Annotated in this window: 20 protein-coding genes; 17 read left to right on the top strand and 3 right to left on the bottom strand. The window is 50.5% G+C overall.

All coding sequences use genetic code 11. The features are described 5' to 3' along the window. Positions 1-65: 65 nt before the first annotated feature. Together MM194_RS09925 and mutH are read right to left on the bottom strand one after the other, a co-directional pair. On the bottom strand, positions 66-389 hold the full coding sequence (locus MM194_RS09925) for an isoamylase early set domain-containing protein (RefSeq protein ID WP_241343482.1): 324 nt from the start codon (positions 387-389) through the stop codon (positions 66-68). Between the two features lie 83 nt (positions 390-472). After that, positions 473-1,147 (bottom strand): DNA mismatch repair endonuclease MutH, encoded by a 675-nt coding sequence (gene mutH / locus MM194_RS09920; protein WP_241343481.1) that lies wholly within the window; start codon positions 1,145-1,147, stop codon positions 473-475. Positions 1,148-1,879: 732 nt separating this feature from the next. Here mutH and rppH point away from each other — a divergent pair. The 12 genes from rppH to MM194_RS09860 all read left to right on the top strand — a co-directional run bounded on the left by rppH (position 1,880) and on the right by MM194_RS09860 (position 18,352). Further along, positions 1,880-2,419 (top strand): RNA pyrophosphohydrolase, encoded by a 540-nt coding sequence (gene rppH / locus MM194_RS09915; RefSeq protein WP_033129194.1) that lies wholly within the window; start codon positions 1,880-1,882, stop codon positions 2,417-2,419. 13 nt (positions 2,420-2,432) lie between these two features. Next, complete coding sequence (ptsP, locus tag MM194_RS09910; RefSeq protein ID WP_033129193.1) at positions 2,433-4,712, top strand: phosphoenolpyruvate--protein phosphotransferase; 2,280 nt, start codon at positions 2,433-2,435, stop codon at positions 4,710-4,712. 66 nt (positions 4,713-4,778) lie between these two features. Further along, positions 4,779-5,606, top strand: a complete 828-nt coding sequence (gene lgt, locus MM194_RS09905) for a prolipoprotein diacylglyceryl transferase (protein ID WP_033129192.1) — start codon at positions 4,779-4,781, stop codon at positions 5,604-5,606. After that, entirely contained in the window at positions 5,603-6,163 is a 561-nt protein-coding gene (thyA, locus tag MM194_RS09900) for a thymidylate synthase (protein ID WP_277605089.1), read from the top strand. The genes lgt and thyA overlap by 4 nt, the downstream gene beginning before the upstream one ends. 92 nt (positions 6,164-6,255) lie before the next feature. Beyond that, on the top strand, positions 6,256-7,470 hold the full coding sequence (locus MM194_RS09895; RefSeq protein WP_241343480.1) for a tyrosine-type recombinase/integrase: 1,215 nt from the start codon (positions 6,256-6,258) through the stop codon (positions 7,468-7,470). Then, positions 7,467-9,935, top strand: a complete 2,469-nt coding sequence (locus MM194_RS09890; RefSeq protein ID WP_241343479.1) for a site-specific integrase — start codon at positions 7,467-7,469, stop codon at positions 9,933-9,935. The genes MM194_RS09895 and MM194_RS09890 overlap by 4 nt, the downstream gene beginning before the upstream one ends. Then, positions 9,932-11,947 (top strand): hypothetical protein, encoded by a 2,016-nt coding sequence (locus MM194_RS09885; RefSeq protein ID WP_241343478.1) that lies wholly within the window; start codon positions 9,932-9,934, stop codon positions 11,945-11,947. Before MM194_RS09890 ends, MM194_RS09885 begins: the two co-directional genes overlap by 4 nt. Further along, on the top strand, positions 11,944-12,426 hold the full coding sequence (locus MM194_RS09880) for a hypothetical protein (protein ID WP_241343477.1): 483 nt from the start codon (positions 11,944-11,946) through the stop codon (positions 12,424-12,426). Before MM194_RS09885 ends, MM194_RS09880 begins: the two co-directional genes overlap by 4 nt. Next, positions 12,423-13,256 (top strand): thymidylate synthase, encoded by an 834-nt coding sequence (locus MM194_RS09875; protein ID WP_042650619.1) that lies wholly within the window; start codon positions 12,423-12,425, stop codon positions 13,254-13,256. Before MM194_RS09880 ends, MM194_RS09875 begins: the two co-directional genes overlap by 4 nt. Positions 13,257-14,034: 778 nt before the next feature. Further along, a complete protein-coding gene (locus MM194_RS09870) occupies positions 14,035-16,593 on the top strand; it encodes a molybdopterin-dependent oxidoreductase (protein ID WP_241343476.1) in 2,559 nt (852 codons plus the stop codon). Between the two features lie 16 nt (positions 16,594-16,609). Next, complete coding sequence (locus tag MM194_RS09865) at positions 16,610-17,314, top strand: 4Fe-4S dicluster domain-containing protein (protein WP_241343475.1); 705 nt, start codon at positions 16,610-16,612, stop codon at positions 17,312-17,314. A gap of 9 nt (positions 17,315-17,323) precedes the next feature. Continuing rightward, a complete protein-coding gene (locus MM194_RS09860) occupies positions 17,324-18,352 on the top strand; it encodes a hypothetical protein (protein ID WP_241343474.1) in 1,029 nt (342 codons plus the stop codon). Between the two features lie 48 nt (positions 18,353-18,400). On the opposite strand, the gene MM194_RS09855 is transcribed toward MM194_RS09860, so the two are convergent. Further along, the gene (locus MM194_RS09855) at positions 18,401-19,477 is read right to left on the bottom strand and encodes a permease (RefSeq protein ID WP_163154522.1); all 1,077 of its coding nucleotides are present in this window, start codon (positions 19,475-19,477) and stop codon (positions 18,401-18,403) included. A 106-nt stretch (positions 19,478-19,583) separates the two neighbouring features. On the opposite strand from MM194_RS09855, the gene MM194_RS09850 reads away from it, so the two are divergent. The 5 genes from MM194_RS09850 to arsA all read left to right on the top strand — a co-directional run bounded on the left by MM194_RS09850 (position 19,584) and on the right by arsA (position 23,120). Then, complete coding sequence (locus tag MM194_RS09850; RefSeq protein ID WP_241278950.1) at positions 19,584-19,880, top strand: metalloregulator ArsR/SmtB family transcription factor; 297 nt, start codon at positions 19,584-19,586, stop codon at positions 19,878-19,880. Between the two features lie 85 nt (positions 19,881-19,965). Continuing rightward, positions 19,966-20,349, top strand: coding sequence for a helix-turn-helix transcriptional regulator (locus MM194_RS09845; protein ID WP_052816428.1), 384 nt, complete (start codon positions 19,966-19,968; stop codon positions 20,347-20,349). Continuing rightward, a complete protein-coding gene (locus MM194_RS09840; RefSeq protein WP_241343473.1) occupies positions 20,346-20,825 on the top strand; it encodes an arsenate reductase ArsC in 480 nt (159 codons plus the stop codon). The genes MM194_RS09845 and MM194_RS09840 overlap by 4 nt, the downstream gene beginning before the upstream one ends. Before the next feature lie 10 nt (positions 20,826-20,835). Next, positions 20,836-21,264, top strand: coding sequence for an arsenite efflux transporter metallochaperone ArsD (arsD, locus tag MM194_RS09835; RefSeq protein WP_241343472.1), 429 nt, complete (start codon positions 20,836-20,838; stop codon positions 21,262-21,264). Positions 21,265-21,332: 68 nt separating this feature from the next. Continuing rightward, the gene (arsA, locus tag MM194_RS09830; RefSeq protein ID WP_241343471.1) at positions 21,333-23,120 is read left to right on the top strand and encodes an arsenical pump-driving ATPase; all 1,788 of its coding nucleotides are present in this window, start codon (positions 21,333-21,335) and stop codon (positions 23,118-23,120) included. The last annotated feature ends 1 nt before the right edge of the window (position 23,121 follow it).

The following is a 23,121-nucleotide window of genomic DNA, read 5'->3' as shown; positions in this document are numbered from 1 at the left end:
TGGCGAGCCTTTTTTGTGTCCGCAATTCGGGTGCCGGCCAGACGCGCCAGTGTTCTGGTCGTCGCCTACTGACTGACCCGCACCACCGAGTTGTCCCGTCCGAAGGGGCCTGGCACATAGTCATCCGCCGCCCAGTCGTTGTCGTAATGGGTCTCTCCCCCCGGCTGCACCAACTGGTAACAGTACTCAAAATGGCTGGGGCCATCGGTGGGCAGATTGAGGGTCGCCTTGAACTCCCCGTTCTTCATTCGTTTGAGTTCGATGGGTTGCCACTGGCTGAACTCCCCCAGTAGCAAGATCTGTTCGGCCTCACCTGCGGCCTCTTTTTCCACTGCAAAGGTCACCTTGACCTCGGGACGCGACTTGAGAAACTGCTTGTTTATCGGCATATGGCCTCCTTGTCACTGACTGCGAAGAAAATGGCATTGGTTATTTTTATACCACCTTATGACAAGAATGTTGATAGCGAAGATCAAACGGGCAGGGCGAAGTGGCGTTGCAACAGCCGATGGGTGAAATCAATCTTGAGATAAAAGCCCCGTGGCAGGGTCTGGATCGGCTGGCCGTTGCGGCCGATGGCGCGGGTCAGGGCCTTGCTGTTCGCCGCCTTGGGCCTTAGCTGCATCACCTGGCCATGGCGGGCGCTGATCTGCTCCACTTCCCCCAGCACTATCATGTCCATCAACTCTTCCCAGTCCTGACGCAGCAACCGATCTTCTTCCTCGCTTGGGCTCCACAGCAGCGGCATGCCGACCCGGCGCTCGCCGATCGGGATCTCGCGGCTGCCCTCCACCGGGATCCAGAGTACCCGGGAGAGCTTGTTGCACACGTTCGACTCTTCCCAGCGCTGGCCGCTGACGCCGATCAGCGGCGCGACGCAGACGAAGGTGGTCTCCAGCGGCTTGCCCTGAGGATCCACCGGGATCGTCTTGAGCTCTATCCCCAATTCCGGGAAGTCCTGCTCCGGCCTGCTGCCCGCGCTGGCGCCCAGCTGCCATTCGATCAACTGGCCGATCCAGCCCTTGTCCCGCCGCAGATCCCGTGGCACCGGGATCCCGGCGATGGCAGCCAGCTGGGCCAGGGGAAGCCCCGCCATGGCATAGGCACGTGCCAATAATTCTTGCTCTGACTGGGGACTGATGGGCATGAAGGGCTCCTGTGAGATGAATGAGTCTAGCAAGTCTGATTTTCGTTGAGGATCGCTGTTTTTATAACCGATCACTGGCCAACTGTGCACAGGGGAGAGGTGATTGCCAATAATCATCTATGGTGATGATTTTAAAGGAATTTGACTTTTTATGCCAGCCGTTGGGAGCGGAGGATCCTCGTTGAAACGAGTTGTCCAAGGGTTTGACCTGGCTGTTGCACATAGTTATCCACAGAAATCTTGGATAACTGGCATAAAGTGATCATAGTGGCCCCTTCATCGGAAAAAAATGTGAGAGTGCACCGATTTTTCCCGCCATATCGGTGCAGATAATGCGCCAAGCTTGTGGATAAATCAGCCGTGATGGATCTTTGAGCAGTCGAACTTGTTCACAATCCGGGGGGAGGATCCTCGGTGGCAAAAGACATGGATCTTGATCCAGCATTTAAATATTAACTACATGTATTTAAATGGATATTTTGTTTAATGGCGAATGCGGTATGATAAGGAATGATTTGGTACCCCGGTATGAAACTACTGTATATACCCGTTTGATCACAGGCTTATGCACAGTCTGGGTGGGCAACTCATGGCGGCTGATCCTAACGTTTGTTTATAACTTAGCTTGAAATGGCAAGTTATTCATGAGTGGCTGACTGCAGTCCCTGTTTGCCGCCACGGGGTGAATGTGGAACAATCTCTTTATAGATTCAGCCTTTATAAGGTGATCACGTGATAGATGGTGACGGATTTCGTCCCAATGTCGGCATCGTGATCTGTAACCGTGACGGACAAGTATTGTGGGCTAAGCGCTATGGGCAGCACTCCTGGCAGTTTCCGCAGGGGGGGGTTGATGATGGTGAGTCGCCGGAACAGGCCATGTATCGTGAGCTATACGAGGAGATAGGCCTCAAGCCCGAAGACGTGACCATCTTGGCGATCAGTCGCAACTGGCTGAAGTACCGCTTACCCAAACGACTCGTTCGCTGGGACAGTTCACCGGTCTGTATTGGCCAAAAGCAGAAATGGTTTTTGTTACAACTCGATCCGGGCAAAGAGTCCAGGATCCAGTTCGGTTGTCATGGTCACCCGGAATTCGATGATTGGCGTTGGGTCAGCTTCTGGTACCCGGTTCGTCAGGTCGTCTCCTTCAAGCGGGAAGTCTACCGCCGGGTGATGAAGGAGTTTGCCCCACTGGCCATGCCGGTGCCTGTGTTGGTGCAGGCGGGGCAGGCTAATCGGAAGGATGGGCGGCGTAACCGCTCGCGCTAAGGAGCACAACTAGTTGCTGACGGAACTCAGACGCATCGTCGAGAGCATGGCCGAGGCCAATACCCTCGAGCAGGCCTTGCAGGCATTGGTGAGCCAGACCCGGCTCGCCATGACGGTCGACTGCTGCTCCGTTTACGTCGCCGAACCCGAACTGCGGCGTTATCGACTGGCGGCCACCGATGGCCTGGCCGAGTCGGCGGTGGGCAAGGCCACGCTGCCGTTCGAGCAGGGCATCGTCGGTCTGGTGGGTCAGCGCGAAGAGTTGATCAACCTGGCCGATGCGCCTTCCCACCCCAGCTTCAAGTTCCTGCCCGACGTGGCCGAAGAGGCATTTCGCTCCTTCCTCGGCGCCCCCATCATGCATCAACGCCAGGTGGTGGGCATCCTGGTGGTGCAACAGAAAGAGAGTCGGCTGTTCGATGAGGGGGAAGAGTCCTTCATGGTCACGCTGGCGGCGCAGCTGGCGGCCCGCATCGCCCAGGCCCAGGCCAAGGGCTGGTTACAGAAGACTGACTGGAGCAAGCCCCTGCGCGGCATTGCCGGCGCCAGCGGCATCGCCATCGCCAAGGCCTGGGTGTGGCGTCCGCGCAAGGCGCTCAATAGCATCACCCCGCGCAAAGACGAAGAGCATGGCAAGCAGCTGGCGCGCCTCGAGCTCGCGGTAGAAGAGGTGCGCCACGATCTGGAGAGCCTGGCGCTGCGTTTTCGCGAGAGCTACAGCCAGGACTCGGTCGCCATCTTCGACATCTATCTGCACCTGCTCAACGATCCCGGTTACATCAAGCCGATCCGCAACAAGGTCAGCAAGGAGCACTGGACCGCGATCTCTGCGGTCAAGCTCATCAGCGATCGCCTGATCGAGCAGTTCAAGGGGATGAAGGATCCCTACCTGCGGGAGCGTTCCGCCGATGTGAAGGACATCGCCCAGCGGCTCATCAGCCGCCTGGTGCAGGATGAGCCCGAACAACTCACCGTAGGGGAGCCCGTGGTACTGGTCGCCGATGAGGTGACTGCGACCATACTGGCCGAGATCCCGCGGGAGTTTCTGAGCGGGGTGGTGTCCCTCAAGGGCGGCACCAACTCCCATGCCGCCATCCTGGCACGGGCCATGGGGGTGGCCGCCATCATGGGGGTGGATCTGCCGCTCGGCGATATCGGTGGCCGCACCCTGGTGGTCGATGGCTACAGCGGCGATCTTTTCATCGAACCCAATCAGGTGATCCTGACCGAGTATCGGCAGCTGCTCAATGAGGAGCGGGAACTCGATACCCTGGTGCGCAGCGTCGACAACCTGCCCTCCGAGACGGCCGACGGCACGCCGGTGTCGCTGTTGCTGAACGCCGGCCTCAGTGCCGACACCGAGATATCCCTCAACCATTTGGCGGACGGGGTCGGGCTCTATCGCACCGAGATCCCCTTCATGCTGCAAGACAGCTTCCCCTCAGAATGGGAGCAGACTGCCCGCTACCGAGGCATCCTGGAGACCTATCGCGATCGGCCGGTGTGCATGCGCACCCTGGATGTGGGGGGGGATAAACAACTGCCTTATTTCCCCATCGTCGAAGAAAATCCTTTCCTTGGCTGGCGGGGGATCCGGCTCACCCTGGATCACCCTGAGCTCTTCCTGGTGCAGCTCAAGGCCATGCTGAGGGCGAGCGAGGGATTGGACAACCTGGCCATCATGCTGCCGATGATCAGCAGCGTGGGCGAGATCCGAGCCTCCCGCCGCTTGCTGGATCAGGCCTGGCGGGAAGTATCGGAAGAGGCGGCCAGCCGCAATGCATTGATCCGTTACCCCAGCCTCGGGGTGATGATAGAGGTGCCCTCCGCCCTCTATATCCTGCCGGAGATGGCCCCCCTCATCGATTTCTGGTCGGTGGGCAGCAACGATCTGACCCAGTATTTGCTGGCGGTGGATCGCAACAACGCCCGGGTCGCCAACATCTACGACGCCTTCCATCCGGCGGTGATCCGCGCCCTGCAACTGCTGGTCGATGCCTCCCATCGCTACCAGAAGCCGGTCTCGGTGTGCGGCGAGCTGGCCGGGGATCCGGTGGGTGTGCTGTTGCTGCTGGCCATGGGCTATCGCCGCTTCAGCATGAATACCCACAACATTTCCCGCATCAAATACGTGCTGCGCCAATCCCATCTCGGCGAATTGACCAAGATACTGGCCGATGGCCTCAAGCACGACAACCCTCATGTGCTGCGCGGCCTGTTTGCTCGCTATCTGGAGGAGCACGGCCTCGGCGGTTTGCTGCGGGCCGGCCACAAGGCCAAGCTGCCAGATTGATATTCAGTCTTGTTCCTGCTGACGAATGATCGGAGAATGCGGCTTTTCTTATGATTGGGGCCGCACATGCAGCACGATGGATATTGGGTTTTCTCGCAGATTGATCCCGTAGCATTCAGTTTGGGACCACTATCGGTACGCTGGTATGGTCTCATGTACCTGTTTGGTTTCGCCTTCGCCATGTGGCTTGCGGGGCGTCGTGCCGATGCGCCGAACAGCGGCTGGACCCGTGAAGAGGTGTCGGATCTGCTGTTCTACGGCTTCCTCGGGGTGATCCTGGGCGGCCGCATTGGCTATGTGCTGTTCTATAACTTCGATCTCTTCCTGGCAGACCCCCTCTATCTGTTCAAGATCTGGACCGGCGGCATGTCGTTCCACGGTGGCTTGATCGGGGTCATCACGGCCATGTGCTGGTTTGCCCACAAGACCAAGCGCCACTTCTTTACCGTGGCCGACTTCGTGGCACCCCTGATCCCGTTCGGGCTGGGGGTGGGTCGCATCGGCAACTTCATGAATGGCGAGTTGTGGGGCCGGGTGACCGACGTGCCCTGGGCCATCATCTTCCCGGAAGCCGGCCCGGAGCCGCGCCATCCCTCCCAGCTCTATCAGTTCGCCCTGGAAGGGGTAGTGCTGTTCATCATCCTCAACCTGTTCTGGCGTAAAAATCCGCCACGAGGCGCCATCTCGGGCATGTTCCTGCTGTTCTACGGCCTGTTCCGCTTCCTGGTGGAGTTTGTGCGCCAGCCGGACAGCCAGCTCGGTCTCTACTTCCAGGAGATCAGCATGGGCCAGATCCTCTCTACCCCGATGATCATCATCGGTGCCATCATGATCTGGGTCGCCTACAAGCGGCCACAGCTGTTCGGTAATGTGGCGAAGGAGGCAAAGTCATGAGGGCTTATCTCGATCTGATGCAGAAGATCCTGGATGAGGGCACCGTCAAGTCCGACCGTACCGGCACCGGGACCGTATCTCTGTTCGGCCATCAGATGCGCTTCAACCTGGCCGAGGGTTTCCCTCTGGTCACCACCAAGAAGTGTCACCTGCGCTCTATCATTCACGAGCTGCTCTGGTTCCTCAATGGCGACACCAATACCGCCTACCTGAAGGAACACGGCGTCAGCATCTGGGATGAGTGGGCCGACGAGCACGGCGATCTGGGCCCGGTCTACGGTGCCCAGTGGCGCTCCTGGCCGGCGGCCGATGGCGCCGTCATCGACCAGATCCAGCGGGCTGTGGAGGACGTCAAGCACAACCCGGATTCACGCCGCATCATCGTCTCGGCCTGGAACGTGGGTGAGCTGGACAAGATGGCGCTGGCCCCTTGCCACGCCTTTTTCCAGTTCTACGTGGCGGATGGCAAGCTCTCCTGCCAGCTCTACCAGCGCAGCTGTGACGTCTTCCTTTTAGACAACACAGCAAATTCTGCACAGTACGAACTAGCAGCATAGATAAGAGTCAATACAAAGACATTTTATTGTCAACATTGGCTGTTTGCACAATGAAGGTCTAGACTGCTCCTAGCGATGTTAGGAGCAGTGTTATGCATGTGGTCATACACAAGGATGAACCGATAGTTAGCTCGCAGATCGACTCAATAGAGATTGGGGTTGGTCAGAAGACTGATGGCGTTTTGTTCTTGGACAAGCAGTTCAAAGTGGTTGAGTATCCAAGTAAGTGGTTGTCTCACGAAGCCAATAACCACCGCATCTCCGAGCAAACCGTTGTTACATACTCCCGTAACATGAGGTACTTCCTTGAGTACATTGATGACCACATGAGTGATGAGTGGTCGTTAGATGAAAAGTTACTTAATGTCCATCTCTCATTACTTGAAAGCTGGGTTCGTTACCAAATTGATGATCTTAAATTGGAGGCATCGACAGTCACCAATCGAGAGATGACGATTAGGGCGTTTTATGACTACTTCACAGACAAGAAGCTTCATAAGAATCCTATAGAAAACAACCCCTTCCCCAGTGACCCCATCACTAGTAAGCCCAACAACAAGCAAGTCCAGGCCGTATCTGTACGTGATGTACAGAACCTCATGTTCTGTACGCCATACGAGCGTGAACGCACCCTCCTGCAATTCCTTCTGGATTCTGGTGTACGGATCAGTGAACTCCCCCGCGTGACGTATGGCGATGTACAAGAGGCCCAAAACTTTGTGAGTGGCTCTTACATCACTGATGGCATTGACAAACCTGCTGTAGAAGCAGGCTATGCAGCATTACTCATACATGGCTCGAAGGGTCGGCAGGACTCTCTTAAGGAGCGTCACACAGTCATCACCAAACCAACACTTGATCGCCTGAAAGCCTATCACTCAAGCCCCTTATACAAGCGATACCAGCGTCTATACGCAGATCAAAACACTGCTCCAATTTTCTTTAACACGGAAGGTCGCCCATTTACTAAGGCGTCCATCGCCGCTCTCATTACTCGCATATCTAAACGTGCAGAAAAAAATGGAACATTATCCAAAAAGGCCCATGCGCATCTTTTCCGTCATAGCTTTGCCTATCTGACTCTACAGGATACTGGTCGTGGTCATGACTTCTTAGATCGCCTTGTATTCGTCCAGAAATCTCTAGGTCATACATCTATTAAAACCACAGAGCGTTATACCAATATCCCACATGATATTTATGACTCTATTGTTAACAAGGATGGGGAAATACAATCTCGCATTGAAAAAATGCAGTTGCTTGTGGATATGACAAAATTAAAAATAAAACTGGCAGATAAGAAATGAATTCATCAGTTGAGACGAATGTAAAAAAAAGGATGAGCTTAGACGAGCAAGTCGCACATTTACAACCTGTGGTATTAAGAGCTACGTCAGATGTTGATTATCTTTTGAATGTCTCCTTTGTTAATAAAGGAAGCATTCTTAACCTATCAGATACTGTGCTATCTAAGTTAACAGGAATCCATTCGACAAATATCCGGAAATTGGATTCCTTGGGTTATTTTAAACCTATATATGAAGAGTATGAAAAGCTTGGCGTGATTAAAGATGGTTTTAGTGGGCTGGCTTGTAATTTCTTAATACGATTAGAACAAGCAAGGCGATACATATCATCGAATATTGATGTGATACAGCAAGTTCCTATAATTAATGGCAGGATATCAGTTTCTGCATTCGAACGTTCTAGTCTAGCCAGACAGTTTAGAATAAATGGTTCAAAAGCATTAGCAGTAAAGCTTAATATGCATCCTGAAATAGCTAATGCATATAGTGATTTTTTAGATTGGATTCTTGAAAAAATGAGCATTGAGGGCTTTTTTGATAAAGAATCATTCGTCTCATATACAGATAAAGCCAAGCAAAGGAAAAAGGTTGTTAAGGATGAAAGTGCTTGGGCTATATTCAATTTTGCTAGAAAATATGAAGGATTTACAGAGAGTATCTATTCCTTAAGTCACATAGCGAACACGAACCCGCTGATGGCTCTTTTTGCTTTGGCCTCTAAACGAGTAACGGCAAAGTCATCCATAAATAATTATTTGGCAACTTATTCTAGTTTTGTTAAGTATCTGGAAGCGAATAATATAAATCATGCATCATCACTGGCTGAATGCGTCAATGATTATATATCATTACGTTATAAATCGTATATTGAAGATATTTTACTTGGAAAGACGCTATCTCCTGCACAAGCAAACACATACATCAGCTGTTTAAACTTGACTTTGCAGCGGCTCGTAGCCTTTGAAGAGTTTAAAGGGCGGTCTTTCATATATGCATCTGGCTTTGATATTGGCTCATCTTCAAATAAAGCAATGGCTTATACGCCATATACTCCAGAAGAACGTAATTTAATCCAAGTGAAATTGGATAGACAGATTGTAGAGTTAAAAAACTCTTGGCTTACACCATATGTGAAATCAGTCAAGTGTCATGATTTTATCAATGCTAGCGGAAAAAGGAGTATTATTGTCAGTGATAATATTACTTTAGAATCATTAAAAAGTTGGTTCGATCATGAGTGTGACTCAATACCATTTTATTTTGATGGCTATAAGGATACACATGGTGCTGATCCGAGAAGTATTTTTAAACGAGCACTTACTTGCCTAAAGAATCGTAATATATATGATGGGAACATTAGTGATTTATGGGGTCTATGGAATGTACCTGGGCGTATAGTAACTGCGAAGGCGCTTATCCCTCTCTATCTTAAGCTGCTCCAAGTCACAGGGATGAATCCGTCATCAATTATAGATCTCGAAATAGATGATTTTGTGGTTTCACATGATGCAACAAACCGCCCGTGTCTTAGATATTGGAAAGAACGTAGTACGGGGGCCAAAGAATATCACCTTGATATATTCAATTGTGATATCACTTGGTTGTCCATAGGGCAAGCTAAAGTTGTAAAAGACATTTTTGAGACAATTATAGCAATAACTAAACACGTTAGAGTTAATGCTGGTGATGACGTTAAGAACAAACTTTTTATTTGTAACAGCACAGCTAGAAATAAATTCAATGATGCTGAGTGGCATGCTCCTATAGTTCCAACAATGGGGCAGATGTGGAATTGTTTAAAGGATTTTTCCAATGATTTGATAAATGAAAATGGAGAGGAGGTAGAGGTCATCGCTACTCGCTTTCGTTCCTCATTTATTTCTGAGCTGATTGATAATGGTGTGCCCCTTCGTGAAATACAAATGATCATGGGACATGCTAATATTGGTGTTACTCTCGCTTATTTAGACCGAATGGATTTTAATAAACAGTCTCGGAGTAAAATTTATGCGGCACTTACCAAAATATATGAAAACAGCTACGAATTAAAAAACAGACCTAATGGTGATAATGTTAGCGTAAAAAATTTACAAGAAGTGATTTACAAAACCCCATTAGGTGGATGCAAAAATATATTTGATCCGCCCGATTTCATTAAGTCCCTAAATAGCTACAAGAGTGGAAGTGCTTGTGCAAACTTTAATAAATGCCTATCTTGTAATAATGTAATTATTACAAGGTCTCATCTTCCTGATTTATTCGCATTGTATCGAGATTATACTCAGGTTGCCCGTAATACAAGGTTGATGCTGACGCCTCATGGAAGAGTCATTCAGGATAATATAGATATACTTGAATCTATATTAGGAGAGCGGTCTGAATTTCCAGCTAAAGAATTAGAGGTTGCTAAACGGCTATCATTGAATATTGAATCTACAATCTTGATCGATGGTGTATCTCTATGAATATTGAGCATGTTGATAATGTTTTTTTCAAAAGTAACTTGCAGCAACTACTTGCTCAAATATACACAGACAATAAAAATGAAGCTAGTAAAAATGACAATATAAACATTCTTAATTTGCTAAATTTTCCTGTGACATCAAAATCCTTGTTTAAAGATAAGGTTTGGGACTATACAGCAGACGTTAAAATTGCAAAAACGATGGATAGAAGTAGGCTGATAATTAGCTTCTCAGCATATGAAAATATCCCTGAATCTATAATGGTAGAGATGAAAGTTGCTATCATATTTATTAGATTGCTTCCAAAGTTGTCTCGAAATTCACGAAAAAGTAAAGGCAAACCTCTATCCATGCAATCGATAACACCAATGGTAAAGTCATGGTTAGATTTTATGGATTACTTTTATAATAAGGCAGGTGAAGAATATGGCAGTGCATTCTGTAGAGAGAAGTATAGCTCTTTAATTGATATTACCTACCAAGACTATAAAATGTTCAGTGTTGGCTATCAAAAAGCAGAGTCAACAGTCTACCACATTGAACAGGTTTTTGAGTGGTTTTCACACGACCGAATTGTAAATGCTCTTTACTCTTACCCCCCATTCTTACCTAAAATCGAACATCTATCTATTACACAAATTGAGAAAAAAGAAGATGATAGGGAAAAGATAATCCCTGACGAAATATTTGATAAAGTTGTGACTATATCAAGCTGCTTGATCAGCGACTTCCTCCATAAGATGGGATTGCCAATAAAAGATAAAACTGCTAAAAAAAAGCTTGAATTATTTCGAAATGACTTGCCATCATCAGTAATGGATATAAGTGATTCAGATGTTGAGTATTATATTGGTGTGCGTCTTTACAAAAAAAATCCAGACATAGCTCTTGTTAGAGGCAAGCTCAATACGGAGCTGGTTGGTGATGTCAGGGCCGCAGATTTACAGCGTCCAGAGCGGGGCACAGAAGACATATTTAATTACACTAAGCTTGTACATGATGCAGCAATTTACATTATTGCCCAGTTCACTGGTATGCGTCCAAGTGAGTTTACAGAAATTCGTGTAGATAAACCACTCACAAGTTCCTTTGATATTCCATGCATTTGTTCTACTGTGCTTAAACATCGTTCAACTTCACGAAGGCTGTTTGATGACCTTTGGGTTGCAATTCCTGCTGTAGAAGATGCAATGGCAGCTCTAGTTGTATTGACTAGAATTAGAAATAATCCATTTATTTATAGTAAAAGTGAAACACTCAAATTTAGTCAGGAACCAAAAACACTCAAGAAAGGTGTGTGCATAGTAATTAAGAATTATTTTTCTGAAATTCTAACCAGCGATGAACTAAATGCCATTGATTTCTTCCCATATATGATGAGACACACTTTGGCATATCAAATGTATAAAGTGGAATTAGGGCTCCCATTCATTTCTCATCAATTGAAGCATTTTGGTAATCTTGTTCAGTCAGTTGGTGCCGCCTCTAATAAGGGGTTTTCTAGTGATACAATGTGCTATGGTGATATTGGAGATATGTTATCTGGTATTAAAGCAGAAAAGAACAACCTTCGGCACCAGGCAGAAGTGCATCTCGTAAAAGAAATGTATGACCCCAATGGTACGTTTGCTGGTGTGAATGCAGAGGCTCATAAGAAACGATTAAGGAAGCTTTTTGAAGGCTATCAAGCTGCTGGTTATTCAAATGATGAGGTCTTTGAGGCTATGGCCCAACAGGGAATGGCAGTTATCAATGTAGGAACTGGTATGTGCTATGGCGGTCGTGTAGAAGAGTTTGATCAAAGCCTCCCATGCATTGGTAGCCTGCGCTGTAACCCTAATCGCTGTCATCAAGCTGTGATTACAAAAGCACATATCCCCAAGTGGCGTGAGGTTTATGAGCAGAATATGAAAGTAGTGAGTCTTGGTGAATCAGAGACTAATTATCGCCAGGCTGTGGAAGCTGCTAATGAAGCTAAAGGTGTTCTGGAATATCTCGGGGTGTTTAAATGACCGCCTATGATGAGAGGAATAATAAAGAGTTCAATGATGTAACTGAGAGCATCAATGAAGCGCTAATCAAGATGCAGAACGACCGCTCTATAAAGTGTTCAATATCATCCCTTGCAATCCTTGCATCAGTTCACAGAAACACAATCCGTAATCGGGTCTGGCCTCTTGAGCGAGTGGCTGCTATCAAAGCTGCCAGGAAGGCTGATCTTGAGGAAAAAAGAAACAATGTCATAGAGGTTGACCCAACGGTTGAACTCAAGGAAAATATTAGCAAGTGTTTAAAAGAAATTCAGTATTGGTATGGCAAATCTAACGATTTCAAGTCGTTATATGAGTCTATGACTGTTCAGTTTGTTACCATGTCGAAATCAAGGAATTTCTATATGGATCAAGTTGACAAGTTGCAAGTCGAGCTTGAAAAAGCCAATGCTGAAATTGCAAGAATTACAGACTTATTAAATATGGTGAATGAAAAATGAAAGCATATTTGGAGCTTTTGCAAGATATTATGGATAGCGGGACGGTTAAAGGTGACCGGACTGGCACAGGTGTAAAATCAGTATTTGGGCGTCAAATTCGACATAACCTCGCTGATGGTTTCCCTCTGCTGACAACCAAAAAGCTCCATTTTAAGAGCATTGCCAATGAGTTAATTTGGTTCTTAAGTGGCGACACCAATACTCGTTGGCTAAATGAGAATGGCGTAAAGATTTGGGATGAATGGGCAACAGAAACTGGTGATCTGGGGCCAATTTATGGCAATCAGTGGACTGCTTGGCCGACTAAAGATGGTGGTGCAATTAACCAAATCGATTATGTTGTTAATGCCCTCAAAAACAATCCCAATAGCAGGCGGATCCTATTCCATGGCTGGAATGTTGAGTATCTGCCAGACGAATCAGTAAGCCCGCAAGATAACGTGCGTAATGGTAAAATGGCTTTACCTCCTTGCCACCTGCTATATCAATTCTATGTAGCAGATGGAAAGTTGTCAGCACAATTGTTTTTACGCAGCAGTGACATATTTTTGGGCTATGCTTATAACCAAAGCTCGCTCGCTTTATTAACACATATGCTGGCACAGCAGTGTGATCTTACACCACATGAAATAATTATCTCTTTCGGTGATGTTCATGCTTACTCGAATCATTTTGAGCAGATTAAAGAACAGCTGTCTCGTGAGCCGAGAGGGTTGCCGGAGCTGAAAATTCTGCGTAAACCCGATTCAATATACGACTATAAGTTTGAGGACTTTGAGATTGTTGGGTATGACCCGCATCCTCATATTAAGGCTCCTGTAGCAATATAACAGGGCTTCTATACCAATATTAATTAAAGGACAGCCTGCAATATACGGGCTGTTTTTTTATGCTTTTCAGTAGAGCGCCAAGTAACGATGAGTAAGTTTATATGTACAGAGCTAGTTATCCTCTGACACCAGCCTCAAACCAGTGTCTTATTTACGCTACTTTCGTGCGCCCTTCCTTTAGTATCAAGGTCAGACCCTTTTCAACGTGCCGTATTCATCTCCCTTCCCTGATTACCAGTCCGCTCCTTCCCCTCCCTAAAGCGCCATAAGTTAGCCAGGGAGGGGGTAATCGATACCCCTTTGCAACCAAGTAACCTGTCGAGCTAGCCATTGGCCCCATAGTTATGATTTGACGGCTGTAACCGATTAGTGTGTTGCTGACGTTATTAAGCTTTTTGGTGAGCACGAGTAGGCAGAGTCTACTGGGTGAACATATGGTGATTCCAGATAACACGGTAGGGATATGGTTTTATTATCCGGTTTGAAGCCGAATCAACACTCCCTTTTGTGGGCACCTGTCAGGTAAATACCATCTCCATACAGAGAGCGTTGACATCAAGTCAGCCATATAACTAGAAATGGTTCTTATTTACTTACTTTTGTGATCCCAGTGCCTCTTCGTTAGTATTGAAGGTGATGTAGATCACAGCCCTAACTGGATTTATTTGATACGCAGCAAGAATTAAACAACGAATAAAGGATTGTTAACATTGCTTGATATTGGTCAAATGCGTATTTCTTGAATGCCTGCAAAGCTAATCATCTAGGGACACAATGGATGGTTGATGCTATGTCGGCTCACAAACATGAATTTTTAATTTCCAGACGAGGCTTTTTACTCGGTGCCAGCGCTTTAGCTGCCTCGTCAATTTTCACTCCCAATGCCATTACCATGGCGATGGCCAAGGCTGGCATGGTGTATCGACCCGGTGAGGGGGAATGGCTGCCGTCAACCTGTAATGGCTGCACCTCATTTTGTGCCAAGCAGGTTTATATGCTCGATGGCAGAGCACTGCATATCAGGGGCAATGAGCACTCCAAGGTGCATGGTAAATCCAGCTGCCCAAGACAATACCTCGCCCTGCAAGAACTCTATGATGCCGACAGGCTCAAGACTCCGCTACTACGTACCAACCCCCAGAAAGGTCGGGGCATAGACCCTGGCTTCAAGCCCATCTCTTGGCCAGAGGCGATCAACCTCATCGCTGACAAGTTGATGGAGTTAAGGGCCAATGATGAAACCCATCGCTATGTTGCATTGCGGGGCCGTTACTCGGAATTGAGCGATGTCTTGATCAAGAACTTTACCGCAGTGCTGGGATCACCCAACGCGATCACCCATAGCTCCCTCTGCGCAGAAGCCGACAAGTTCTCCAGTTTCTTTACCGAAGGGGACTGGGGATATCGCCAATACGACATCCAAGACACCCGCTATATCCTTTCCTTCGGTGTCGATCCGCTCAGCGCCAATCGTCAGGTCTCATACTACAGCTCTGCCTGGGGAGACATGCTGGACAAGGCTCAGGTTGCCATTGTAGACCCTCGTTATTCATCCTCTGCTGCCAAAGCGGATGAGTGGCTGCCCGTTATTCCAGGACAAGATGGCGCCCTTGCATTGGCACTGGCCCATATGATCTTGACCGAAGGCCTCTGGCATAAGCCATTCGTCGGTGACTTCACCGACCCTGAGCAACGCTTTGTCACCGGGCAGCCGGTGAGCGCAGAGCTCTTCGCCGAGCGTCATACCCATGGTCTGGTGCAATGGTGGAATCTGGAACTTAAAGATCGGACTCCCGAGTGGGCAGCCCCCATATGCGGTATCCCCGTTGAGAAGATTCGGCGGTTGGCGCACAAGCTTGGGGATGCGGCTCCCAGAGTCCAGATTTGGCGCTCCAGAGGCATCCAGATGCAACAACGCGGTGCTTACATTGGGCTTGCCTGCCACGCATTGAATGGCTTGCTCGGCGCCGTTGATAGCAAAGGTGGAGTCCTGCAATACAACAAGACCTTCCTGACTGATTTTGCGTCTGGCAAAGAGTATGCGGATGAGATCGCCAAGCATGGCCTCAAGAAGGAGAAGATCGACAGAGTGGGTCGCTTGGAATGGCCCGCATTGAAAAAAGGGGAGAGTGGTGCCGGTGTCATGACCAACGTGGTGGCAGACAGCATTCTGGAAGAAGACCCCTACCTTCCCAAGGTATTACTGGGCTATTTCAATAACTTTGCCTTCTCGGCCCCCGGTGCCGGTCGTTGGGAAAAGGCGCTGGCGAAAGTCCCCTTCGTGGCTCACGTTTCGACCCACGTCAGCGAATTCAGCTGGTTCTCCGACCTGCTGTTACCCGCTCCCCATTTCATGTTTGAACGATGGGGCATTCAGAGCACCTCGGGTAACCGCCACTCTCAGGTTTCAATCACAACACCGCTAGTTACTTCGCTCGGCAATGACATTGGGGATGAGACTGGCCTTCCTTGGCTGTTAGCAGAGGCTCTGGCCAAGCGTGGCTATGATGCCCCGCTGCGCTATTTCCAGGAGCAATTCAAAGACCCTGAAACCGGAAAGAGCCCCGCCAATCACGCAGAGCTGGGGTTGTTTGCCACCAAGTTGATGACGCAACCGCTGTGGGATCCTGCGCAATATACCAATGGTGATCGCTTTGACGGCTGGGAGCACTTCAAGAAGATCGGTGTCTGGAACTCATCGCCGTACTCTTTCGAATCTCGCTGGAGCAAGATGAAAACAGCAACTCACAAGTTCGAGTTCTACAGCGAAACCCTAAAAGTCGCACTGGAAGCTCATGCCAGTAAGCATGGCAAGTCAGTCAATGACGTGATGAATGCGTGTCACTACACCGCCGAAGGTGAACTTGCCTATGTTCCCCACTACGAGCCGCCATTCCGATTCGGCGATGTCGAGACCTATCCCATGTTGTTTGTCGATCACAAGTCGCGCCTGAACCGGGAAGGCCGTTCGGCAAATACCACCTGGTATCAGCGCAACCGGGATTTGGATCCAGGGGAGAAGAAAAATAAAGACGTGGTGAAGATCAACCCGCTTGATGCCAAGTCATTGGGGTTGAGCGAGGGAGATCTCGTCAAACTCACCACCGTACAGGGCAGCATTACCTGTGAAGCGACATTGTTTGAGGGTGTCCGGCCAGGCACGGTTGCCAAGGCCTTTGGTCAAGGGCACTGGGCCTATGGACGAACTGCCGCATTGGAATTTGGCAAGCTGCCACGAGGTGGCAATAACAACGACATCCTACCGCCAGCTCACGAGCATTTGTCGGGGTCTGCTGCATATTACGGGGCGATTGGTGTCCGGGTTGAGAAGGTGTAGGTAAGGAGACAAGTCAATGCGTTATGGAATGGTAATTGACCAACAGAAATGTGTTGGTTGCAGTGGCTGTGTCTTCGCTTGCAAAGCGGAAAACAACACCACACCCGATATAAACTGGTGCGACAAGATCATCAAGTCCCAAGGGGTCTTCCCTGATGTGAGATTTGAGTACATCTCCACCATGTGCAACCACTGTGACAATGCGCCCTGCGTCAACGGTTGCCCCACCAAAGCCATGCATAAGGGCGAAGGGGGACTGACACTCCACGACCCCGACAAGTGTATTGGCTGCAAGGCCTGCATGGTGAATTGCCCATACGGTGTCATCAGCTTCAACTGGAATAATCCCCACGAAGAGTGGCAGCGGCTAGATGGGGTGTTGCCTGCTGGCACCTACACCCCCAAGACCATGCTGGAAGCATCTGGAGGTGAGGGATGTCCCAACAGTAACCCCGAGCGTGGCAACACCTATCCAGTATTGCGGCATCGCGGCAAGGTGGAGAAATGCACCTTCTGTGACCACCGTTTGAAAGTGGGGCTCAATCCTGCTTGTGTCGATGCCTGTCCGTCACATGCTCGGGTTGTGGGCGATTTGGATGACCCTAACAGTGAGGTATCTGTCCTGATCCGCCAATTTGATGGCAAACCGTTGAGAGCTGAGTTAGGCACTCAGGCCAAGGTTTTCTATATCAGACAATACACACCAACCCGCCGGGTATAGGGAGGCGCTATGACTAATACATCCAGGATTACCCTGTTACTGGCGGTGGCTGGCTGTCTTTTCGGTGGTTTTTTCGCTATTGAAGAGTGGTTTTTCCACTCTTCATTCAAAACCAACGACAGCATGATCTGGACGCTGCCGCTGATCACCTACATTTTTCTGGCATTGATGAGCACGGGGGCATCCATCTTGCTCGCGTTGGCTGAGATATTGGATGATGACTGGCTGAAACAGAACAAGAGGCAGTTGCTGCTCACCGCCATAGCCCTGTTGCTGGGAGCCTTCACCGCACTGGCGACGGAGATGGGGTCACCCTTTAGCATTATCTGGTTGGTCTTGTCCCCGAATGTGATGTCCCCGATCTGGTGGATGGGAACACTCTATTCCATTGAGCTGGTGTTGTTGTTGTTCAAGTTCTTGGCTGAATGGAAGGGTATACACCTTGCAAAAGGCAGTGTACTGGCTTGGAGCACCTTGATCATTGCTTGTCTGGCCTCCCTCACATTGGGATCGGTATTTGGTACTGTCGTTGCTAGAGCGGCTTTTTCAGGGGCACAGTCAGCGCTGTTTACCCTTGTCTGCGCCATGGTCAGCGGGGTCTCCATTATCGGCTTGCTGCAAGTAACCCGCGCATTCAATCCACGCTTATGGGGTATTTGGCGGCTAGCAGTGATAGCCCAGATTATCCTGCTCTCTGTACTCTGGGTTTACAGCATCAGAAACAGCGGAGTGGGAAACGGTATGTGGGTACAGGGCTGGCTGCCACTCGGTTTTATCATTGCCTTGGCGCTGTCATTCATGAATGTGAAAGTGGCCATGCTGGTGACCTTGCTCTGGTCTTTCCTGGCTGAGGTTGCCTTTGTGACCAGCGGACAGTTAGTGTCTCTTGGGCCAAAATCGACTTGGTTTGGTGCTGTACAACACTATGTTCCTAACCTGGCCGAGATCGGTATTCTGGTCTTGGGGATTTCAATGGCTGCGTTGTTGTTCCAGCTGATGGGGTTGTTCATCAACACCCGCTCATCAATAGCCAAGTAATTTTCCCGTGTAAAAAAGGGCCTTCTGTTTCAGAGGGCCCTTTGTCATTTATGCAAACAGCAGTTGGGTCAGGTAGCCCATCATGACGGCCATCCCCAGTATTACGGTCAGGAACGCCACAATCATAGGTGTTCTGAACATCGACTTGAGCAGGATCACCTCGGTCAGGCTGGCCCCCGCACTACCGATAATCAGTGCCATCACCGCCCCCATACCCATTCCTTTGCCCAGCAATACCGATGCCAGAGGGATAACGGCTTCTGCCCGGATATAGAGTGGAATACCCACAACTGCGCTGAATGGGATCGCCAGCGGGTTGTCTACCCCGGCGTGGGCCGCTATCCACTCGGCGGGGATGAAACCATAGATAAATGACCCTATCAGCACCCCCAGCAACAAGTAAGGCAGCACTTCTTTGAATTGTTGCCAGGCATCGATACGCGCTTTGGCGAAGGCAGTGGGAATGACTGGGGCCTGGGTCAGTGCCGCAGTGCCATCTGCGCAGCAAGAGACAGTTGGCGCGGCCTCATCGGGTTGCGCAGTACAGCAAGATGCCTGGGCCTTTAGCGGTTTGACGGACTTGATAGCATTGCTTGAGCAGCAAGCTGTTGCACTCACACTTGCAGGTTCTTGTGTCGTAGTGCCACAACCGGTGCCACAGCTGCTTTGCTTGGCCTCTTTGGGGTCAATGACATGACGCTCAAACCCCAGCATGTCCAGCAGCATACTCGCCAGTACAGAAACTCCCGCTGCAATCACGGCATACAACATCGTCACCTTCCAGCCGAAGGTGGCCCACATCAGGCCGACGATGATCGGGTTGAGCAGCGGCGAGACAAACAGGAAAGTCAGGGTTGGCCCAAAACCAGCTTTGGCAGACAAGAGTCCGCGCAGCATGGGGATGGTTGAGCAACTGCAAAATGGGGTCAATGCCCCCAGTACGGCAGAAATCAAATAGCCTCTGCCTTTTCGTGCTCCCAGCATGGCTTGGATTTTGGCATCGGGGATCTTCTGGCGGATCAAGCTGACCCCAGCACTGATCACCAGAAACAGCACAGAAAGCTCGAAAGCCAGGAACAAAAACATCTGAGATGCATCTGTCAGCATGGTTAACCAGTCATTCATCTTCATGTCCTCTTTGGTTTACTATATTTCTAAAATAATGGAATCATTGAGGTGGTCAAGATATTTCTGGTATTATCGAAATATGCGTCATCGAGAGGAGTGATCTATGCAATTGGAAGAGGTTGCTAAGGCATTGAAAGAGCTGGGTCACCCGACTCGTTTGTTCATTTTCAAGCATTTGGTCAAAGCGGGAGAGCAAGGCCTGCCTGTTGGAGACTTGCAAAAACAGCTCGCCATTCCCGCATCGACCCTAAGCCACCACATTGCCGCGCTGGTCTCGGTTGGCCTGGTCACGCAGAACCGGGAGAGCCGTACCCTGCTGTGCGTCTCTCAATACGAAGTGCTGGAAGAGATCATTGCGTTTTTCCGTGAAGAGTGTTGTGTAAACAGTAACTGTACCTAAATAAATCAACAGCAAGGTTTGGGTGGGTTGATCATTTCAATTATTCTTGTATAGTTGTACTCATGAAATGAATGAAGAGGTTCAAATGAATAAAGATACAGCCACTAAAGTCTTCGAGTCTCTCGCATCCGGTATCCGCCTCGATGTATGGCGTCTGCTGGTCAAGGCAGGACTGGAGGGTATGGTCGCTGGCCAGCTTGCCAGTGAACTGGATGTCGCCCCGAACACTCTTTCATTCCATCTGAAAGCCATGCTGTATGCAGGCCTTGTCTCGGTGGAGCAAGAGGGCCGTTTCTTGCGTTACCGCGCCAATATTCCCCTGATGCTCGACTTGATCGGTTACCTCACCGAAGAGTGCTGCTATGGCAATCCAGAGCAGTGCTCGGATATGCGCAGCGCGGCCAATTGTACCCCTGAGGTGCTCCCCCCCGTTCATACCTGCACCAACAAGGAAAGTTGCTCATCATGAATATCTTGTTCCTATGCACAGGCAACTCTTGCCGTTCCATTCTGGCAGAGGCGACCTTTAACCACCTGGCTCCAACCGGTTGGCATGCCATGAGTGCCGGTAGTCAACCAACCGGTGAGGTGCATCCCCGTTCACTGGCGTTATTGACCCGTGAAGGTATCGACATCAGCGGATTGCACAGCAAATCCTGGCATGAGCTGCCCGTGACGCCCGATGTTGTGATCAGCGTGTGTGGTAACGCGGCCAATGAAACCTGTCCTGTCTATTTGGGGCCTGTATTGCGAGCCCACTGGGGCGTAGATGACCCCGCCCATGTGGCTGGCAGCGAGGAGCAGATAGCGCTCGCCTTTCACTTTGCATACTCGACGCTGAGAAAGCGTATCGAAGCCCTCTTGTCACAGGATGTATCCCGTTTTTCCAATGATCGCGAGGGGCTAAAAGCAGCTCTGAATGCGATTGCCACCGAGATTAAGTGAGGAAGAAATCATGAGACTGATACAGGTATTCGACCCGGCCCTGTGCTGTTCCAGCGGTGTATGTGGCGCAGATGTTGACCAAAATCTGGTGATCTTTGCTGGTGATGCCGAGTGGCTCAAGCAACAGGGCGGCTCTCTATACCGATTCAACCTGGCACAACAGCCCCTGGTCTTCGCTGAAACCCCGGCAGTAGCTTCCTTCCTGGAACTGAGTGGGGAAGAAGGATTACCGGTGACGCTGGTTGATGGTCAGGTGGTACTCACCGGTCGCTATCCCAGCCGCGCTGAACTGATCCGCTATGCAGGACTGGAGTTGCCGAAAGCACCAGAAAGCGATGGTGCCGACGTTGAACAGCCAGAAGCTGAGTCCAATAAAGCCGGTGCCATCAAAGGGATCGTCAAGAGTGGATGCTGCTCCGGTAGCAGTGGTTGCTGCTAAGCACCATCGTGTGGTTGGAAAGATCTCTGTTTGCTTTATTGCCTCGTTCTTCCTGATAGGAGTCTCTCATGTCCCCGTTTCTGAACTACTCGTTTCTCAATGATGCGCCCCCATTTCTCTTCTTCACCGGTAAAGGTGGAGTGGGTAAAACATCGCTGGCCTGTGCCAGTGCGGTTGCCTTGTGTGACAGTGGCAAACGGGTACTGCTGGTCAGCACAGATCCGGCTTCAAACGTAGGCCAAGTGTTCGACACCCAGATAGGGAACCAGATCACCAGGATCCCGCAAGTCGATGGGTTATCAGCACTGGAGATTGATCCGCAAGCCGCCGCGCAAGCCTATCGCGAACGTATCGTTGGCCCGGTGCGCGGCAAGCTGCCCGAAAGCGTGGTACGCAGTATTGAAGAACAGCTCTCCGGTGCCTGCACCACAGAGATCGCCGCCTTTGACGAGTTCACTGCTCTCTTGACCGACAGCAGCCTGGTGGGGGAATACGACCACATCGTGTTCGATACGGCACCGACCGGCCACACTATCCGTCTATTGCAATTGCCAGGGGCATGGAGCGAGTTTTTGGAGCAAGGCAAGGGCGATGCTTCCTGTCTGGGGCCATTGGCTGGACTGGAAAAACAGCGCAGTCAATATGCTGAGGCCGTTGCAGCTCTCTCTGATGCCGGAAAAACGCGGCTGATTCTGGTCGCCCGGGCGCAAGCATCTACCTTGCGGGAAGTGGCGCGTACCCATGACGAACTGGCGACCATCGGTCTTGCCAATCAGCAGCTGGTTATCAATGGCATCTTCCCGCAAAGCGAGCTGGTTGATGACCCCTTGGCAACTGCCGTATGGCAACGTGAACAACAGGCTATGGCTGATATGCCAGCGCTGCTGGCAAGTTTGCCACAAGACAGAGTGCCGCTGTTGGCGACCAATTTGGTTGGGGTGGAGAGCCTGCGCCAGTTACTGGGGGCAGCGCCTGTCACTGGGACTGATGAGGTTGAGAGCGCAACCACTGAACCACACCCCGGATTGAAGCAACTGGTCGATGAATTGGCCAGCGATGGCCACGGGCTCATCATGCTGATGGGCAAGGGCGGTGTGGGTAAAACGACCCTGGCTGCGGCAGTGGCGGTAGAGCTCGCCAGCCGGGGCCTGCCGGTTCACCTGACCACCTCAGATCCCGCAGCCCATCTGGGAGAGACCCTGGCTGGGGCACTGCCCAGCCTGGAGGTCAGTCGCATCGATCCCCACGCCGAGACCGAGCGTTACCGTGCCCAGGTGCTGGCCACCAAGGGGGCCAGTCTGGATGCCCAGGGCCGCGCCCTGCTGGAGGAAGATTTACGCTCCCCCTGTACCGAAGAGATCGCCGTGTTTCAGGCCTTCTCAAGGATCATTCGCGAGGCGGGCAAGCGCTTCGTGGTGATGGATACGGCGCCCACTGGCCATACCCTGTTGCTGCTCGATGCGACTGGTGCCTATCACCGAGAGATCGCCCGTCAGATGGGTGGCAAAGGGATGCACTTCACCACCCCCATGATGCAGTTGCAAGACCCGAAACAGACCAAGGTGATGATCGTCACTCTGCCCGAGCCCACCCCGGTACAGGAGGCGGCCAACTTGCAAGCCGACCTGCGCCGCGCCGGTATCGAGCCATGGGCCTGGGTTGTCAATCACATGTTGGCCCCGGCCAGCGTCACCTCACCGCTGCTGGCCCAGCGAGCGTATCGCCAGCAGCCCCATATCGAAGCGGTCAAGGAGAAGCATGCCAAGCGTTATGCCGTGGTGCCCTTGCAAGCTGTCGAACCGGTGGGAGTGAAAGCGCTGCAAGATTTATGTCACCCCATCCACAAGGAGATGTGAG

Origin of the sequence: Aeromonas sp. MR16, assembly GCF_022549315.1 — a bacterium.
Lineage (GTDB): Bacteria > Pseudomonadota > Gammaproteobacteria > Enterobacterales > Aeromonadaceae > Aeromonas > Aeromonas aquatica.
The sequence above is the reverse complement of the archived record's forward strand: the minus strand, read 5'-3'. Positions and strand labels throughout refer to the sequence as shown.